The sequence below is a fragment of the Methanobrevibacter curvatus genome, from assembly GCF_001639295.1.
Classification (GTDB): Archaea; Methanobacteriota; Methanobacteria; order Methanobacteriales; family Methanobacteriaceae; genus Methanoflexus; species Methanoflexus curvatus.
On record NZ_LWMV01000177.1, the window covers coordinates 1 to 19,348 of the forward strand.

At 24.4% G+C, this 19,348-nt stretch carries 18 protein-coding genes; 6 read left to right on the plus strand and 12 right to left on the minus strand.

Annotated features, from left to right (window positions below; genetic code table 11):
- From MBCUR_RS06080 to MBCUR_RS06125, 10 genes are all read right to left on the minus strand, one after another.
- Positions 1 to 303: helix-turn-helix domain-containing protein (locus tag MBCUR_RS06080; protein ID WP_067091594.1), on the minus strand; the 303-nt coding region annotated here is incomplete at its 3' end.
- Positions 304 to 535: 232 nt separating this feature from the next.
- Positions 536 to 1,294, minus strand: a complete 759-nt coding sequence (locus tag MBCUR_RS06085) for a TatD family hydrolase (RefSeq protein WP_067091597.1) — start codon at positions 1,292 to 1,294, stop codon at positions 536 to 538.
- Positions 1,295 to 1,518: 224 nt separating this feature from the next.
- Positions 1,519 to 2,283: a polyprenyl diphosphate synthase gene (uppS, locus tag MBCUR_RS06090; RefSeq protein ID WP_067091600.1), complete on the minus strand. Its 765-nt coding sequence runs from the start codon at positions 2,281 to 2,283 to the stop codon at positions 1,519 to 1,521.
- 326 nt (positions 2,284 to 2,609) lie between these two features.
- Entirely contained in the window at positions 2,610 to 3,428 is an 819-nt protein-coding gene (locus MBCUR_RS06095; RefSeq protein WP_067091640.1) for a hypothetical protein, read from the minus strand.
- A gap of 496 nt (positions 3,429 to 3,924) precedes the next feature.
- Positions 3,925 to 5,583 (minus strand): asparagine synthase C-terminal domain-containing protein, encoded by a 1,659-nt coding sequence (locus tag MBCUR_RS06100; RefSeq protein WP_067091603.1) that lies wholly within the window; start codon positions 5,581 to 5,583, stop codon positions 3,925 to 3,927.
- A gap of 15 nt (positions 5,584 to 5,598) precedes the next feature.
- Entirely contained in the window at positions 5,599 to 6,753 is a 1,155-nt protein-coding gene (locus MBCUR_RS06105) for a metallophosphoesterase family protein (RefSeq protein ID WP_067091606.1), read from the minus strand.
- 179 nt (positions 6,754 to 6,932) lie between these two features.
- Positions 6,933 to 8,468 carry a helicase HerA domain-containing protein gene (locus MBCUR_RS06110; protein WP_067091609.1) on the minus strand — a complete coding sequence of 512 codons (1,536 nt, stop codon included), beginning with the start codon at positions 8,466 to 8,468 and terminating at the stop codon, positions 6,933 to 6,935.
- 173 nt (positions 8,469 to 8,641) lie between these two features.
- On the minus strand, positions 8,642 to 9,805 hold the full coding sequence (locus MBCUR_RS06115; protein ID WP_067091612.1) for a DNA double-strand break repair nuclease NurA: 1,164 nt from the start codon (positions 9,803 to 9,805) through the stop codon (positions 8,642 to 8,644).
- A 205-nt stretch (positions 9,806 to 10,010) separates the two neighbouring features.
- Positions 10,011 to 11,180, minus strand: a complete 1,170-nt coding sequence (locus MBCUR_RS06120; protein ID WP_067091615.1) for an aldo/keto reductase — start codon at positions 11,178 to 11,180, stop codon at positions 10,011 to 10,013.
- Positions 11,181 to 11,303: 123 nt separating this feature from the next.
- Entirely contained in the window at positions 11,304 to 11,954 is a 651-nt protein-coding gene (locus MBCUR_RS06125) for a zinc ribbon domain-containing protein (RefSeq protein ID WP_067091618.1), read from the minus strand.
- Between the two features lie 494 nt (positions 11,955 to 12,448).
- Here MBCUR_RS06125 and MBCUR_RS06130 point away from each other — a divergent pair, with 494 nt between their 5' ends.
- A complete protein-coding gene (locus MBCUR_RS06130) occupies positions 12,449 to 13,252 on the plus strand; it encodes a hypothetical protein (protein WP_067091620.1) in 804 nt (267 codons plus the stop codon).
- Between the two features lie 3 nt (positions 13,253 to 13,255).
- Entirely contained in the window at positions 13,256 to 13,714 is a 459-nt protein-coding gene (locus MBCUR_RS06135) for a hypothetical protein (RefSeq protein ID WP_157077694.1), read from the plus strand.
- Positions 13,715 to 13,814: 100 nt separating this feature from the next.
- Here the strand turns inward: MBCUR_RS06135 and MBCUR_RS06140 are convergent, their stop codons facing one another.
- Complete coding sequence (locus MBCUR_RS06140) at positions 13,815 to 14,213, minus strand: type II toxin-antitoxin system VapC family toxin (RefSeq protein WP_067091625.1); 399 nt, start codon at positions 14,211 to 14,213, stop codon at positions 13,815 to 13,817.
- A 5-nt stretch (positions 14,214 to 14,218) separates the two neighbouring features.
- Positions 14,219 to 14,494: a DUF6364 family protein gene (locus MBCUR_RS06145; RefSeq protein ID WP_067091627.1), complete on the minus strand. Its 276-nt coding sequence runs from the start codon at positions 14,492 to 14,494 to the stop codon at positions 14,219 to 14,221.
- A 589-nt stretch (positions 14,495 to 15,083) separates the two neighbouring features.
- On the opposite strand from MBCUR_RS06145, the gene MBCUR_RS06150 reads away from it, so the two are divergent.
- From MBCUR_RS06150 to MBCUR_RS06165, 4 genes are all read left to right on the plus strand, one after another.
- Positions 15,084 to 15,323 carry a hypothetical protein gene (locus tag MBCUR_RS06150; protein WP_067091629.1) on the plus strand — a complete coding sequence of 80 codons (240 nt, stop codon included), beginning with the start codon at positions 15,084 to 15,086 and terminating at the stop codon, positions 15,321 to 15,323.
- Between the two features lie 65 nt (positions 15,324 to 15,388).
- Positions 15,389 to 16,201 carry a tRNA pseudouridine(38-40) synthase TruA gene (truA, locus tag MBCUR_RS06155; RefSeq protein WP_067091632.1) on the plus strand — a complete coding sequence of 271 codons (813 nt, stop codon included), beginning with the start codon at positions 15,389 to 15,391 and terminating at the stop codon, positions 16,199 to 16,201.
- A 508-nt stretch (positions 16,202 to 16,709) separates the two neighbouring features.
- Positions 16,710 to 18,140, plus strand: a complete 1,431-nt coding sequence (locus tag MBCUR_RS06160) for an MmgE/PrpD family protein (protein ID WP_067091635.1) — start codon at positions 16,710 to 16,712, stop codon at positions 18,138 to 18,140.
- Between the two features lie 111 nt (positions 18,141 to 18,251).
- Positions 18,252 to 19,157: a peptidase gene (locus MBCUR_RS06165; RefSeq protein ID WP_067091637.1), complete on the plus strand. Its 906-nt coding sequence runs from the start codon at positions 18,252 to 18,254 to the stop codon at positions 19,155 to 19,157.
- Positions 19,158 to 19,348 lie beyond the last annotated feature (191 nt).

A 19,348-nucleotide genomic window follows, 5' to 3' on the forward strand; every position in this document is an offset into this window, starting at 1 on the left:
TTCTGGAGGATCAGTACATGCCAATGCTATTATTTCAGTTTCTTTTTCAACATCATATTTCTTTGGCTGACCAGAACGAGGTTTATCATTTAAAGCAGACTCTAATCCTTCATCTAAGTATCTTTTTTTAATTTTAGCAATAGTGCTTACACTAATATCTAAAATATCAGCAATATCTTCTATTTTTTTACCTTTATTGAGTAATAAAAGAATTCTAGCCCTATTTATTTCTTTTTCTTTTTTAACCATCTTTTTTAAAGAATTATAATCATTTTCTCTGAGTTCTAATTTTCTATGTTTCATATTATTATAATATATAATTTAAAGTATATAAACATTTAGAATTAAATTGCCTTAACAATAGGTTTTAACATGTTTAATTTAATATCTATTTTTATAAAAAAACATTACACAGCCTCTTTAAAAAAAAATGAAAAAATGTTTTAAACAAATTGTATAAAAATTGTATACATTGATAAAACATTAAAAATTTTAAAAAATAAATGAATAAATAAAGAAATAAATAAAAAATATATTAAATTCCAAAAACTTTTTTTGCTGTGGATTCTGTGATTTTATCCACTTCGCCGTAGCTTATTCCTTTTAATTGAGCTATTTTTTTAATTGCATTTTTAACATTTACTGGCTCATTTCTTAAACCTCTTTCTAAAGCAAGATATGGACTATCTGTTTCTGTTAAAATATATTCTAATGGAATTTCTTTAAACAAATCCTGGTGTTTTTTTGAATAACAAATCATAGTGGCTACAGACATTTTATAATCTAAATTCATGATTCTTTTAGCTGTTTTTAAACTTCCACTAAAACAATGAAATATTACTTCTGGAATGTCTTCATAATCTTTTATTATATTAAATGCTTTTCTTTCAGCATCTCTACAATGGATTAAAATTGGTTTTTTATATTCATTTGCAAGATGTGCAAATTTATGAAAGATTTTTTTTTGTTTTTCACGTTCTGATTTATCTTTAACATAAAAAAAATCCAACCCTACTTCCCCAATAGCTACAATTTCATCCATATGACTGATAGTTTGATTAATAACTTTATTTAAAACTTCTTCACCTATTTTAGCAGAAGATATAGGATGAAATCCAAAACTTGTGTAGATAAATCCATCATGTTTGTTTGCCAATTTTAAAGAGCTTATATTCCCATCAAATGATGTTCCAGAATTTATAATTGCTGTCATCTCTTTTTTAGCTCTTTCAACTACATTTTCTCTATCTTCATCAAAATCTTCAAAATCAAGATGGCAATGAGTATCTATTATTTAAATCACCTGTGAAATAACAAAATATATTAATAAATTGAATTTATTTAGTTTTTAATTTAGTTTTAAATTTACTTTTGACTTACTTTTAATTTATTTTACTTATGATTTTAATCATTTAGTTTTAAATTTTAATTTTAAGTTTGTATCCTACTTTAATTCTAATTTAAACTTTACTTTATATTCTAATTAAATTACAACTTGAGTTTTAATGTAATCCTAATTTAATTCCCAAATCGTCTATCTCTTTCCTGATATGATCTAATAGCTCTTAAAAAATCAACATGCCTAAGTTCTGGCCATAAGCTGTCGCAGAAATAAAGTTCTGAGTAAGATGACTGCCAAAGAAGAAAACCACTTAAACGTTCTTCTCCACTTGTCCTTATAATCAAATTTGGATCATCTAATCCTGCAGTATATAAATTCTGACTGACTAAAGCTTCATTAATATCTTTTTCAGTGATTTTTTCTTCTTTTAATAGCTTAGCTATTTTTTTTATTGCATCTACAATTTCTAATCTTCCATCATATCCAATGGCTATATTAAAAAGCCTTTTATTGTAATGTGCAGTTGATTCTTCAGCTTCTTCTATCGCTTGCCTTACATCTTCAGGTAAAAGCTCAATCTTCCCTACTACCTTAACCTTTACCTCATTTCTGTGAATTTTTTCATGGGAAACTATTCTTTTGAAATTTTTAATAAATAATGCCATTAAACCTTCAACTTCTTCCATGGATCTGTTAAAATTTTCTGTTGAAAATGCATATGCAGTTACAATCTCTATTCCCAAGTCTATACTCCAATCTAAGACTTTTTCCAATGTGTCCACTCCAATTTCATGACCTCTAACAACATTGATATTTCCTTGCATTTTCGAAAATCGACGATTGCCATCCATTATTACGGCTATATGTTTTGGCATATTATCAATTGATAAATTTCGAGATATGTACCATTCGTAAAGTTTATATAATGGGTTTTTAGCCATTTTATCTCCAATCATTAATTCTAAGTATTAATTTTTAATTATAATCCTACCAATAATTAATTATAATTATATAAAATTAGTTAAATTAATTGTTAAATCTTAATTAAATTAAGTTCTAATTTATTTTTAAGAAAAAATATAATTAATCTTTCTTATATAAAAAAAAATATAATTTTTTTTAAAAGCTATGAATATTTATTTATTATTTATTTATTATTTTTTTTTAAAAAAAAATGGAATATATAAATAGTATTTGTTGTTCATTTTATTTAATAATTTTCAATTTATAAAACTAATTAAAAAGTTAAGATAAGATTTGATATTAATTAAATTCTCTTAGCTAAAAAATAAGCAAATTCAATAGACCTTTGATATCCTTTAATTGATTGATCCCTACTTGTATCAATAAATATTTTGTCAGAACTTAAAGCTAATGCACCATAACTATTCCAGTTATTTACTAAAACAAGAGTTCTAAAAATAACATTTCCAATAATTCCATTAGGTGCAAATATTACATTATTTTTATCTGCAATAGCTTTTTCAATTAAAATCCCATAGTTTTTTACACTTCCAATTGAAGAGTTGAATTTAATTGACACATCATTACACAATGTTTCAGCTTCATTTAAAGTTTTATCAACTTTATCACTTCTTCCAAAGTCTTCTTTCCTACCACCAGATAAAATAGCTATTTTAGGTGTTTTGCTTAATTTATTCCAAAAATCAATTGTTGACTTAATGAATTCAATTTTATCTTTAATTGTTTCTCCTTCATCAATCCCTACAGGGCAAAGTAAAAATTCATGTGAATCATTAAAACCAGTATTAATGCTATTACTATCGTTATTAATATTAGAATTAATATTAGAACTAATATTATTGTCTTCATTATTATTAAAAATGTTACTAATGTAAGTAGCTCGATTTAATGGAAAACTATTTAATTCTTTAATTTTAGATAAAATAGAAGATGAACTTAAAGAACCACGAATATATCCATTATATTCATTATTTTTGTAAGAATTAATAAAATATTCCTCTGAATCGGTTAAAGTAATCTTTAAATCGTTAATTTTACTAAAACTTTCGCAAGATTCCATGACATTCTTATTTTTCCCACAACCAACAAGAATTTTTATCATAGATAAATATATGTTAATTAGACAATTTAAATTTTTCTTACACATGTTTATTTTTTAACTCATAGAAAAAATATTTTTAAATTAAAATTTTTTAGTTTTTAAATTAAAATTTATTTAATTCAAATATATTTTAAAAAAAATAAAGTAAAGTTTAAATACTATTGATTCATAATTAATAATAAGGGTTCATATCCTTAATCTATCCTTACTCATACTTTAATAATAGGTAGGGAAAACCTCCCTCTACCTGTTATTTAAAAAGTATTATGCTTTTTCTAATTATTTCAATAAATAAAATTGTTTATTAAGTTAAATTATTTAATGTTTTAAATAAAACTGTTTAATTAAATAATAATCGCAAAATAAATAATTTAATAAAATTTGATTGTGTTTTAGGTTTTTAAAAAAAATATATGTATTTATCTAAAAATTAATTAAAAATTAGTCTAAATATTAATTTAAAAATTAATTAAAAATTAATTAAAAATTAATCTAATTAATATAAATATTTATTTTTAAGATTTTTTAAATAGTCTTCAAAGTCAAAATCTTTCAAAACCTTTTTCATTAAAATTTTATGAATACCTGAACCATATTGAGCTGCTTTTTTTCCCCTTAAAGCAACATAAGGTGGAATTCCTATATCCATAGCTATATCCCTTAAAATATGCTTTCTTAGTAGATCTTCTCCTGATTTAATTTTATATTCAAGAGGAATGTTTAAAGCAAAGTTAATTAAATTTAAATCTAAAAAAGGAGACATTAAAGTGGTGTTATTCAAGGAAGCTATTGAAACATCCCGTTCAACATTGACATGATACATGTTTTCTATGTCATGTTTAAATTCCATTTTAATATAATCTTTTCTATTTTTATATGTTTCAAGAAATCGATTGTAACCTCCAAACAACTCATCAGCTCCTTGACCAGTCAAAACAACCTTTTTATCATTTTTTCCAAAAAAATCATCAGTATTTACAAGTTTTGTTGCAAAATACACAGCCAATCCAACACCGATTTTAACAATATCTGCTTCTTCTATTGTATCTAAAATAGGTTTAATTGCTTCCTTAATCATCTCATCATTTACAGTTAAGGTTTTTAATGGGAAATTTAAATCATCAGCTATTTGTTTAGCAATTTTTAAGTCTTTAGAATTCTCAGTCCCTATAGTATAAATTTTATATTCAATATTTTTTTCAACAGCTATTTTTTTCAATATTTGAGAAACTATTGTGCTGTCAACTCCTCCTGAAAAAATTACTCCCACCTTAGAAAGACCATAAACACGTTTTAAAATTGAGTTATATATTAATTTTTTTAAATTTTCTTTATAAAAAGAGTATGATTGATTCTGGTATGAATCAATATTTGTTGAGAAGAATTGACTTTTTAGCTTTATTTCACAGCCATTTAAAATAACATTGGAAGGTTTAAGTGGTTTAACCTCTGATATTCCCTTCATCCAAAGAGTTTTACGATTTTGAGCAAAATGAATATTTTTTAATCTATCTAAATCCTCAGATTTAAGGTTTAATGTAAATCCATAAAATAATAACTCACTTCCAAGAAAATCTCGAGAAATTAAAGTGTTTTCTCCATCAAATAAACAAAATAAAAAATCTCCATTTAACTTAGGAAGTATAGACTCAGCAGCCATTAAAATCAAATTTGAAGAGTTATTATTATTATTATTATTATTATTATTATTATTATTATTATTATTATTATTATTATTACTATTATTATTATTATTATTATTATTATTACTATTACTATTATTACTATTACTATCACTATTATTACTATTACTATTATTACTACTATTACTATTATTATTGTTATTACTATTATTATAAGCTTTAAAATAATAATCAAATAATCGTATTAATAACTCACCATTATGAAAATAGTTATGATTAGAATTAAAATTATTACTGCTATCAAAATTCAAAATATCATCAATATTATTGTTAATATTATTATTAAGATTAATATTATTGTTAATATCATTACTAACATCATTAATATTGATTAAAAATTTATTTAATTCTTTAAAATTATAAATTTTCCCAATAAATGACAAATAAATTCCATTAAATGAAATAAAATGATTGTTTAGGAATTCGATATGATCTAAGTTAGTTAAAGTCATTTTAAAACCAATACATTATTCAATGTCTATTTCATAATATTCATTGTAAAATTTATCTGCCAGTCTATTTGCTTCATCAACTTTGTTTTGAGAGAGATTATCCAATAAATCAATAGCTAAGGTAGTTAAATCCTCATTTCCATATTCTTCTAATCTTTCTCTAATTAAAAACTTAGGATTTAATGGTTCATCAGAGATTAAAATATTATCCTCTTCTCCTCTTAACTGTAGCTCTTCAAAGTCAGGTCTAAGATTTATAGTTAAATTAGAAAGTGTTTTGTTCAAAACTTCAAAAATATCTGCTCTGTTAAAGTTACCATTAGAAACAGTAAGATTTAACATTGGTTTTTCATTTAATTTTGAAAGATTATTCTTTAATTGAGAAATTTCACTGTCAAATTTTGAGTAGTCAATGTTTTCAATTAAAAACTCTCTTCTAGGTTTTACATTGATTTTTTCTACATTTGGAATATCTCCATCTAAATCAACAAGGTTAAATCCTTTTCCATTATGGCGAAAATCTCCTAATTCGCTTGTTTTATAAATTTCTGTAGATCCGCTGTATGATAAGATTCCATCCCCAAATTCTTCAGTAATTCTTGAATGAATATGACCTAAACCATAGTAATTAAAGTTTAAAGGAAGCTCATTCAATTCTAATTCATATTCAAATGGAAGATATTTATCAATTCCCTGGTGCAACATTAAAATACTTTTATTATAGTTTTTTGATTCATTTGAAATACTTTTTAATTGAGAAATAAGTAGTTTATTATATGCCTTTGAAAGATAAGGAATTCCGCCAATAAAAACATCATCTTTAACAAAATAAGATTTATTAGGAGAAAATAGCTTTAAACCCATTTTTTTATATAAAACTTGGGGAGGCATAGAATTCTTTCTCATTACAATATCATGATTTCCAGCTATTACGTAAATAGGAATATTTGCATTGTTTAATTTATGCATTGCCTCTTGAAAAACCAGTAAACTGCGAGGGTGAGGCCTAGAATTGTCAAACAAATCTCCACTATGAATAACAAAATCTACTCTCTCTTCAATTATTTTATCAATTATTTCATTAAAGACATAGTAAAAGTCTTCTTCTCTTTGTTCTAAACTGTATTGACGGTAACCTAAATGAGTATCAGCAAAATGAGCAAATTTCATAATTATCCCTAAAATTTTTATAATTCATAAATAAATATATTTTTTTTAGTATATATTATTTTTTAAATATAATTGATATGTCATGTAGTTTCAAAATATTAAATTTAGAATATACAGTTAAATATTAATTTTTAAAAAAATATATTTATAAATAAAAAAAATCTCGTTATAACTAAAAATTAATAAGAAAACATATCATCTAATTCTTTTTTTTGACTTTCAATTAATTTTTCTTCGTTGATTATCGTTTTATTCCATTCACCTAAAATATCCAAGTCATCCCCAACTGAACGACCTTTAAATTCATCAACTTTAACAAGTGTAGGAATCTTTATCATTAAACCTAAAATAACGGCTTCCCCAATATTTAAAGCTGGTAGTTGACTTAAAAAATCTTCACTTAAATTCTCACTTGCCATTTGAACATGTCTTTGATCTGATGGTTCGACTAAGCGAAGAATAATCATATTATTTGCCTGTGATAAAGAATCAGAGTCTAAAGATTTAGGACTTTGGCTTACCATGCATAATCCAAGCCCAAACTTTCGTCCTTCTCTTGCAATTCTGCTAATCCAAAGTTTAGAGTTAGTTGACCTATTATTTGGTGCTAAAATATGTGCCTCTTCTAATACAATGAACAATGGAAATTTTAAGTGTTTATTGTAAAATCCTTCTTCTTTTTTATGAATAAATGATTTTCTATTAAGTAAAGCATTTCGAAGGACATGAGAAACAATTACATCAGCAGCTAACTCATCAGTTACAGATAAATTAATTATATTTGCTTTTCCTAATTCAATTTGACCTAAAATACTTCCAGCATTAATATCTAAAAGAGAATCATACTTAGATTTTAAATCATCAATCTTGTTTAAAACATCCGTTATTTTATTTTTATCAGATGCTGTGATTTCTTTTCCTCTAAATAACTCTTCATCATACCATTTATTTAAAATAGCTTTTAAAATATCAAAAAAATCCCTTGAATTACTTTTACCTTCACGCGCTATTCTCATTGCTTCAAAGTAAGACTCTCTAAAGTATCTTTCTTGCAAATATGCATTTGAAGGAATGTTGGCCAATGATTTGACTTCTGAATATGACATATAAAGCGGATTGATTACAGGAGAGATTATATTATTTTCCCCATTTATAAACTCTGTTTTAGTGTATTCCCCATGCATATCAAATATAAGCATTCCACCATTGTGTTTTAAAATCCCATCAATTATAACTGAAACCGTGTTAGACTTTCCTGCTCCAGTCATTGCTAAAATAGCTAAATGTCTTGAAACCATTTTATTTATATCCACATTTACCTCAACATCTTCCATAGAAATTAAATTACCAATTTTAAGTGAGTTTCTACATTCCATGACACTTTTTAAAACTTTTTCATTTGCCTTTTTTACAGGAGTTCCTGGAAATGGAGGTGTTCGAGGAATTTTCAAACCATCGTTAATGTCTCCTAAAATCCTTACTTTAGCTTTTATATAATAATCATTTCCTTCAATTTCCCTTATTTTTTCAATAGTATTCGGATCATAAATTTCACTATTTAAAGATACACTTCCTCTAACCATTGAATCAATAACTCCAAGAACAGTTTTTCCATCATAATCAAGTGAAACATACTCCCCTAGTTTAGGCATATCCTTTGATACAAATTCACATGAATTTAAATTAGTTTCTCCTACACACATTCCAATAATCATATTATCACCTAAAAGTGTTTTTATTAGATATTTAAATCATTTATTTATTATTTTGACAATTATTTATTATTTTAATAATTGTTTATTATTGCATTATTATCTCTCATAATCATTAAATTTAATTTAAAAATGTTAAAATTTAAAAAATAAATTTATTGTTAGGATAAATACCATTATCCAAGCATTTCACGTCCATATTTACCATATAAACCAACAATATTAGATAAGTTTTCCATATCTTTTTTTGAAATTACAACATCATGATGGGTTTTTTTTAATAGGTAAGGATAACCTTCTGTTGATTCATTTGCTAAAACCGCTATAATTTTTTCTATATCTTCTTTATTTGCATTATATGGAAGTTCAACCTTTAAAATATTCTTATTGTTGCAAAGCCTTATATAAAAAATAGTGAATTTTAAAGATTTAAAGAACTCATTATTTACAGGAAAAGCATATTTTATATTATCACTAAGAGTTTTGACTTTTTTATTTGTGTAACCAGTTCTCTTTGAATATGAGTCAAAAATACCAATATCTGGAATTTTAAGATGAAAATAATCATTAGCTGTTGAAGTTTTTGAAATAGCCACTATTTTTTTTCGATGTTTTAAAAGATTACTAATTGCAAATAGCTTTTCAATGTTTTCAAGATAAAATTTTAATTCAAATTCACTTATATTGTCAAATTCTCGTTCCCAAAATTCATTATCAATTTTATTTGATGTAATTTCTATTTTATCCATTTTTATTTCATCATTAAAAAATTCATGAGCCATTGAAATTATTTTAGCTTTTACATCTTTTTTTAGCCTTTTTTCACCAGGTAAAGGGCGAATTAAATCACCTAAAAGAGAACCATCATATAAATAATAATCAATATTATTTGTCTCTAAGCAGTGAAAAGCATTTTTAATTTCAAAAATCCCCATATAATTTCTAATTCTCTCTTTAGAGTATTCATTATTGTCAATAACATTTAAATCTGATGATTCAATTATTTTAAGGTTATTTATAACATTATTTGGAGCATTTAAGTTGTTCTCTAAATTATTTTCTAAATTGTTTTTAACATTATTTTTAAGAGTATTCTTAAGTTTAAGTGTTTTATCATAAATAATTGATTCTGAAGAAATTCCATAAAATAAAAAGCTGTAAAAGCTCTTTAAATTACTACTACCATCGCCAGCAGCTATTACATAGTCTTCATCAAGCTTAGGCATTTCATAATCATTCCAATGATCTTCCACTTTTAAATCTTTAAGTTCATAATCTTCTATTAAATCTGTAAGACTATCCTTATTTTCAACAGCTTTTAGATATAATGATTCTAACATTTTATCACAATAAATTAAAATAAAAAACAATATAAAACAATCATTAAATAAGAGAATAATAACCAATAGCAAGAATAACTAATAATAACTAATAATAACCAATAATAACCAATAATAACCAATAATAACCAATAATAAACTAATAACTAATAAAGTATAGCAAAAATAAAAGTAATAAGTGTAATAAGAGTAAAAAGCATTATGACTAAAATATAATTTTAATAACTATTTTAGTAATTTGCCTCAAAATCCAGATGTCCATTTTTTTGCTTACTTTTTTAATTTCATCTACTATTGGAATGTTTTGAGGACATTTATTTACACATACTCCACAAGCTGTGCAATTTTTAGCAGGAGAATTATTTTCCAAGGTGGAAACAAAATACATTATATTAGCCATTAAGCTACCAAAAATGGCTTTGTCATTGTAATATGAAAAACAAGTTGGAATATCAACATTACTTGGACAAGGTAGACAATATCCACAACCTGTACAATCTACCTTTAATTTACTTTTAAAAATATCTTTAACATCTTTATATATCTGTTTTTCCTCATCAGATAAGCTACTGGCTTGGTGATTGGAAAATATTTTAAGGTTTTCTTCTAACTGTTCAGTAGTACTCATTCCAGATAAAACTACATTTATTTTCGGATTGTCTGCTAACCACCTAAAACCCCATTCAGCTGAACTTCTCTTGATTTTATAGTCTTTAAAGATTTTTTGAGCTTCTTTTGGTAATTTATCAACTAACATTCCACCTCTTAAAGGTTCCATGACAATTATACCTAAACCCTTTGAATGAGCATAATTTAGACCATCAGTTCCTGCCTGGTAGTTTTCATCAATGTAGTTATACTGAATCATAGCAACATCCCAGTTATAATCATCCACAATCTTCTTAAAGTTAACTAAATTAGTATGTGCAGAAAATCCGATGTTTATTATTCTTCCTTTTTCCTGTTCTTCCTTAATAAACTCCAAAATCCCTAAACTTTTAAGATCTTCCCATTGTTGAAATGATGATAATCCATGAATCAAATAATAATCAATATAATCTGTTTGTAATCTTTCCAGTTGAATATTGAATATTTTATCAATATCTTCACGTTTTTTTAAGTTAGGAATAGGAAGTTTTGTAGCTATTTTAACCTTGTCTCTATAACCTTTTGATAAAATACTACCTAAAGCCTTTTCATGCCCTCCATAAGTGTAGGCAGTGTCAAAGTAATTTACACCATTTTCAATTGCATGAATTATATGCTTTTCACTTTCTTCCATGTCAATTCGCCCATTTTTTTTAGGAAATCTCATGCATCCATAACCTAAAAGAGAAAAATCATCATTTGTCTTTTCTAAATGTCTATACCTCATATTGTACCCTCTTATTTTGTTATTAACGATAAATATCATATATTAATCAAATTATTTAAATTATTAATTAATATTAATCTTATATTCCATAATTTTTATTCAATTAATCAATAATTTCTAAAATTATTCAATATTTTTAACACTATTAAGCTTAGCTATTAATTCATCAAAATTTTCAAGTGAATAATTAGCTAATTCAAAAATAAAAGAATTTTTAGGAGTATTCAATGAAATCTGTTTATTAAATAAGCCATCCATTTTTATATCATTAACATTGATGATAGAATTAAAAGGTACAGCGAAATCAGATTTACCAGGGCTTTTGCTCTCAAAAGATAGCTTATCTTCATCAAATATCAAAGACATGAAAAATTTGTTGTATCTATTTTTTGAATTAAAAATAAAGCGCAAAATAAGAGCAACAGCAGTACTGATTATAAATGCAGCTATCCAACCTATAGTAACAAGTAAAATAAAGAAAATAACTAAATCTATTACAGTAACAAGCCAACCATTAGATTTTTTTTCTTCAATTAAATAAACATTATACTCCTCAGATTTATCCTGTTCATTATATTGACCATATTCATTATCAAAAATATTTACATCTGCCACAACATTATTATCTATTTTTTTTAGATTATTTTCCCCTTTTACTCCATTCAATTCTCTCAATTCATCGGAATAGCTATTTTCAAAAGATGCTCCACAAGAAAAACAAAATTTGCTTTCATCAACATTTTCTTTTCCACAATTTTTGCAAAATTTTGGCATAAATATTCTCCATTTATTTTATTTATACAATATTACTATGAAACAATAAAGTCAAAAATTATAAATTTCATTTTTAATTGTTTCTGTTAATTTTCTTTCTCATACCATTCTAAGATTTTAGGAGCACCATAATATAAAATTTTTTTAGCCATTAAATCATATTTCCCACTATTGGTAAATTAATTAGTTCTTTAGTTCATGAAAAAACATTCAATGTTTTTTGATTGGATATAATTAATTATTATTAATATTATATTATAAATATATCATGATATTATTATTATTATTACAATTATTGGCTCTGTAAAATTGTTGCATCTTGAGATTTTTAGTAATACAACATTATGATTTTATATTACTATTTTGCCTTCTGAAACTTTTTTACACTTGAAATAGCCCTTTAAGGATTTATACACTTGAAATCGTACTTAAAAGATTTTAAGCGAGAATTAAATAGTAAAAGTTAAATAGAAGTATCAATAGATATTTATAGTATGAAAACAACAAATACTATCGACATTAGTAATATTAAAAGCATACAATATAAACTTATCCGTTTTGGTGCAAAAGTCCCTGATTTCAAAGAAGCTGTTAAAAATAGTTTTAACCATTTAAATAAGTTTAAAACTGATATTAACATACATATACCTGAACCTTATCATTTTAAGTTTAATAATAGAATATGCCCTCATTGTGGAGAAGATTCTTTGAATAAAAAGAAATTTGTAACCAAAGATGTTATTTTAGACAAAATTGGAGAAGTTAAATTTTATCTTAAACAATATTACTGTAAAGAATGCCATACTTACCCTAAAGTCAAGCTAAAACACATTATTAAAGATCATGAAAAGATTTCAAAGCCATTTAAAGATAAACTAATAAAGAAATCTAAAATTGGACGAAAATCACTTAGAAAAACAAAGAAATATTATAAAGAAGACAATATTTCAATCTCCCATCAATCAATCCACAATATACTAAATATTGGAAATAAAAACGAATTAACTTTTAAAACATTAGATTTAACTGGATATTTTGAATTTGACGAACAACACCTAACAATGAAAAAAAATAAAAATTTAAAGGATAATATAATAGATTCCACAACTAACCAAACAATATCAATCAAAATACACGATAAAACTAATTCAAAAAATGTGAAAAAGTTCTTACAAAAAAATATTCCAGAAAACAAAATAAAATGCATAACCACAGACCACCATCCCCCATACACAGCACCAATCAAAAATTTAGGCTTTGAAAAACATCAACTATGCATATTCCACTTTGAAAAATAGTAGATGACAAAATCAATGAACATTTCAAGAAAAACAAATACACAAAGAAAGAAAATAAAAAAATACGGCTGGAAACTTAAAAACTTATTCATATCAAAAGACTTAAAAGAATTTATAAACAAATTGAACAAAATATGGAAAATATTTGACGAATTACCCCAATTTTTAAAAAACTTTTACAACAAAAAAATTATCAAAGACATACACAAAATGACCCACTACCTCTTTGACAAGAACATAAAACGCACAAACAACCAAATAGAGAACAAATTCTCAACAACACAACAAAAATCCACTAAAAAACTATTCAAAACCATGCCCAGAATATTAGCATACCTAAAACCAATAATCACAAACCAAAATAAAAAATGTCATGACAAATTCATAAATGACATAATCAAAAAAGTTATTATGAAATCAATTAAAAGTATTATTTCATCCATTCAGGAGGCAAGCATTTGACAGAACCCAAAAAACATGCAATTCAAAGAAAAAAACCCCCACACAAAAAACATGTTTTTAAACAAAACGAAAAACTAGGTTAATAGAAAATCTCTATAATCTATTGCCCTATTATTTCAATTCCTTTATTATTGAAATGTTTATCAAAAGTAGCTATTTTAGTTATTCCTAACTGTTCCATAAGCTCAATATATAAACAGTCAAATAATGGTATTCTTTGAGGTAAATAATTTAATAATTTTTTCATGCTATTGTTTTGGAAAGGTACATCTTCAACTATTTTAAATCTACCACCATTCAAATTATTATAAATCCCTTCAAGTTTTTCTTTTCCTAACTTTATTTTAATGTTTGCTATGGTTATTATTTCAAGTATTATGGAATTAGATATTACTAATTCTTCATATTTTATTTTATCCCATATATCTAAAGCTATCTCATGCTCTGTTTCTGTTTCAATATATAAGCTAAGTAAATAATTAGCATCTAAGAATATCATTATAGTTATTCTCCTTTTCGTACTTGGTTTTGAAATTTTATAGCATTAAATGGCTTGTCTGTTTTTATACTTCCTATAAAATCACTGATATCTATATTAGTATCGCCCTCTGTTATAACATTTATTTTAATTTTGTTTTTTTCTGGTTCTTTTTCTATGCACTGTTTTAAATAGTTGTTAATTATTTTCGTTTGTGTAGTTCCTTTATTAATAGCTATTTGTTTAATTGTTTCCATTATTTTAGGTTCTAAGCTTATTGTAGTTCTATTTTTATTTTGCATTTTTAACACCTTTTATTAGATGATTGATGATATATGTTTGATGATATTTATATTTTTGCATAAACTATTATTTTCACCTAAAAATTTAATATAATAACTAATAATTAAGATTTTCAACTATTTTATTGAACTGAAATTTCCTAGTAAATTTGTACTGTTATTATTACCTAATATTTTATATATTACCAAAAATAGGTTAATAGAAAATCTCATTAATAGAACATCAAAAGCTAAATCTAAAACAAGACAACAAAAGATTAGTCAAAAAAACAATATCATACTCTAAAAAAGACGAATGACTACAAAAAACATTGAACTTGCATAAATCCACATATTTCATAAAAACACACCACTCACTTAAAGAATACAATATAAAGAAAATAAAAAATAATATAAAGAAAAAATATGATAAAATAGACCCAATAATTCATATATGATTAACAGACCACAAATGATTTTTAAAGGAACTGTTAACATATCATTATCACAAAAGATGACCAAATAAAAGGATTATTATCCTAAGTTTTTGACACTCCCATCTAAAAAAATTTAATATATAACTTAATATATAATAGTATTAGGTGAAACTATGGGTTTATTTAGTAGAAAAGAAAAAAGTCCAGAAGAAAAACTTGTTAGCGAATTAGTTGGTACAGGGTTTTCAATGAGTAAAAACTTAACTAACCTCAGAAAAGAAGGGGTAACAAGTGTTGAAATGAAATTTATTAAAGACAATGTAATATCTGCTTGGAAAAGTGGTAAATCAGTAAAAAAAATTCAAAAAGTATATGATCAAACACTTCGAGAGTTTTTAGCTGTTAAAAAATAAAAAAAGTAAAAAAAATAAAGATAAAAATAAAAATAAAATATTTAGAACATTTAAAACTTGATAAAATGAGAAACACTGCATTAAAAATAGCTTATATTGGAGATGAATTTTACGGTCTTCAAAGACAACCCGATAACCCTACAATTGAAGGTGAATTGATTCGTGTCTTAAAGAAACTAAAAATAATTGATAAAATGGAAATAGCCCGTATTAGACTTGGTGGGCGAACAGACCGTGGAGTTCATAGTTTAGGAAATGTTATAAGTGTTTTTACTGAGTGGGACATCCATATAAATCAAATAAACCATCAATTACATGACGATATTGTAATAATAGCTAAAGCACCTGTTAGATTTGCATTCAAACCTAGATATGCACAACAAAGACATTATAGATATTATTTTCCTAAAAATACATTAAATAGGATAAATTTAAATTCTATAAACCAACTTCCATCAATCTTTGAAGGCACTCATGATTTTACAAATTTTACAAAAAAAAATCCTAAAACCCCTGTTAGAACCATTGATAAAATAGTCATTAATACTGAAAATAGCTTCTATGTAGATATTTATGGTGAAAGTTTTTTATGGAATATGGTAAGAAAGATGATGAGAGTTTTTCTTGATGTTGGATTAAATAATATGGACTTAAAAGAGGTAAAAAGTTTATTTAATCCTGAGATTTCATACAATATTAAACCACTTCCTCCAGAAAGCCTCATTCTTATGGATATTAAATATGATAAAATAAAATTCCAGTATGATGACTATGCATTAGAAATGTTTAAAAGGAGATTAAGTGAAAGAGTGATGAATTATGAAAACAAAATAAACATGACAAAAAATATTGTAGGTGCATTTGATAAGATAATATAAAGATTAATATAAAGATAATATAAAGATAATATAAAATTTAAGAGAAATTAATTTTAAGAGGCTGTGCAATGATATCTTTTGTAAAAGTATATATTTAACTAAAATATGTTAAAATGCATATAAATTATTAATAGAAATTTTTATAAAATAAATATTTAAAAATAACTATAATTAGCAAACAACTCATATTAATTAGTTAAATTTGAATTAAAATATCTTAAAGAATAATAAAAATTAAACATTTTAAAAATAATTATTTTTAGTAAATAGATATTAATATTAATTAAAACAGAATTTTATTAAATATTCATATTTATTTTTATTTTTATAATAAAATTCATTATAACTTTGTAAATTCAATTTTAACTTAATTAACTAAATTTAGAAACTTAGATTTTCAAATTGATGCACAGCCGTTTAGGTTCTTAAAAAAAAAAAAAAAAAAAAGATATAAAAATTATTAAATTTTTATTATTGTAGAATAATTAAAAATCTAGAATCTGATAAAATGATTATAAAAAAATTATCTGAACACATCATTAATTTAAAATATGAAAATATTCCTGAAGAGGTTGTATATAATATAAAAATGCTTTTTTTAGATTATCTAGGAGTAACATTTAGAGGGATAAATGAAAAAACTTGTAAAATAGCTATTAAAACCATAAAAGAAATTTATCCAATAGAATATAAATCTTTATTTGACTTTGATGAAAAAAACCAAAAAAACAACCCTATTCTTCCAAATGGGAAAAAATACCCATTACTTGCAGGATTTATAAATGGAATAGCTGCTCACAACTTAGATTTTGATGATGGGCACTCTTTAGCACAGTTACATCCAGGTTCCATTGTATTTTCAACTGCTTTAGCATTAGGTGAAATGAAAAATATTAGAGGGAAAAAATTCATTGAAGCTGTAGTTGCAGGTTACGAAACAGCTATTATTCTCGGAAAAACAGCTAATCCTCAGCATAGAAATCAAGGATTTCACTCAAGTGGAACAATTGGAAGTTTTGCATCTGCTGCAACATCATCTAAAATATTAAATTTGAATTTAAATCAAACTATAAATTCACTTGCTCTTTCAGGCACCATCACTGGAGGTTTATTAGAATCAGACCATAAAGGAACAATGGGAAAATCCCTACATATAGCAAATGGAATTACAAATGGAATAAAATCGAGTTTTTTAGGAAAAAATGGATTTACTGGAACAGAAACAATATTTGATGGTGATGAAGGTTTTTTAAAATCAATGAGTATTAAAAAGTATGAAAAGATAAATTCTAATGAATTCAAAGAATTTAAAAACTATTTAAAGAAAGAATTTGAAAAATACCATATTAATGAAGTATATATAAAAAAATATCCTGTTTGCGGACACCTTCATTCATCTATTGACTCCATGCTTTTTTTAAGAAAAAATCTATTAAAAGACAATGATTTTTCATTAGAGGGAATTGAAAATATATCTAAAATCAATGTAGAAACTTATAAAATAGCTTCACAGCACAACAACTATAATCCAAAAAATAAAGAAGATTTAAGACAAAGTTTAGCTTATTCAATAGCCATTGGACTATTAGATGGTGATTTAAATATTAACAACCTCAATATAATAACAAAAACAATAGAAAAATCAAATATTTTAGAAAAAATATTAAGAATAATTACAATCAAAGAAAACAATAGCTTAGAAAAAATGTACCCTAAAAGCCGTCCAAGTAAAATGAGTATTGAATTTAAAAATGGTAAAAAAATTGAAAAACTCACTCAAAATAGATTGTTTGACTCATCAAATTCATTAAAAAAAGAAGATATTCTAAACAAATTTAAATCATTAAATCATAAATATAATACGGATAAATTAAATGAAGTTAAAAATATAGAAAACTATAGAATCAATGATTTAATGGATATTATTAATAAATATTAAAAAAATGTATTTTTTTTAAAAAAAATGTGTGTTTATAAAAAGATGTGTTTTAAATATAAAAATTAAACCATATTTTAATAAAAAAAAGTAAAAATTATAACTTGGAGTAAAATGAAAGATACAGTAAATTTTTTAGAAAAAATTGGTATAAAAAATGAAAATAACCAATATGTTTCAAAAAAAAGATTTAAAGATGGTAGCCAATACAGATTTGAAGTTCCTGGAATTCAAAATCCTCTGGCTATGAAATCTCTTTTAGATGAGATAAACAGTTATGAACTAAATATTTCACGTGTAAGCCAAACAATGGGAATAATGAGATTAACTGACTTTGAAATTGAAGAAATGGTGGATTTAGCTATTGAAAATAAGGTAGAATTATTCTTAAGTGTAGGTCCAAGAGCTAGTTATGATACAAGTGCTACAGCGCAAACAAAAGAAGGAAAAACAGTTGCTAATCGTTTAAGAGGCTATAAAAATCTTTTATATGCCATTGAAGATGTGAAAAGAGCAATTTCTTTCGGAGTAAAAGGAATTCTAATTTATGATGAAGGATTACTATATATATTAAACCAAATGCGAAAAGATGGTGAAATACCAGAATATATTGATTTTAAAGTTTCTGCACATACAGGTCATGGAAATCCTGCTTCAGCTAAGCTATTAGAATTTATTGGAGCAAATTCATTTAATCCAACAAGAGATTTAAGTATAGAAATGCTTGGAAGTATTAGAGAATCTATTAATATTCCTTTAGATATTCACACAGAAAATCCTATCTCCTCTGGTGGGTTTATAAGACACTATGAAGTACCAGAAATAATTAAAGTTGCTTCACCAGTTTATTTGAAAACTGGAGGATCAGTTGCCAAAACCCATAATTGGACAATTGATGAAAATTCAGCAAAGTTAAGAGCAAAACAAGTCTTACTAGTTCAAAGTATGATTGATAAATATTACCCTCAAGCCATTGGCACATACAAAAACTCTAAATATTTATCAATTCCACAAAAATGAATTTATAATAAAGTATAAAGTTTATATAAATTAAATAAAAGTTATAGTAAATTAAATAAAAGTTATATAAAATGCTAAAGATTGTAAAAAAATATAAAATTATAAATGAAATATAAAATTATAAAAAAAATATAAAACTATAAAAAAATTATATAGAAAATATTTATTTAAAATAAGCTTAAATAATCATG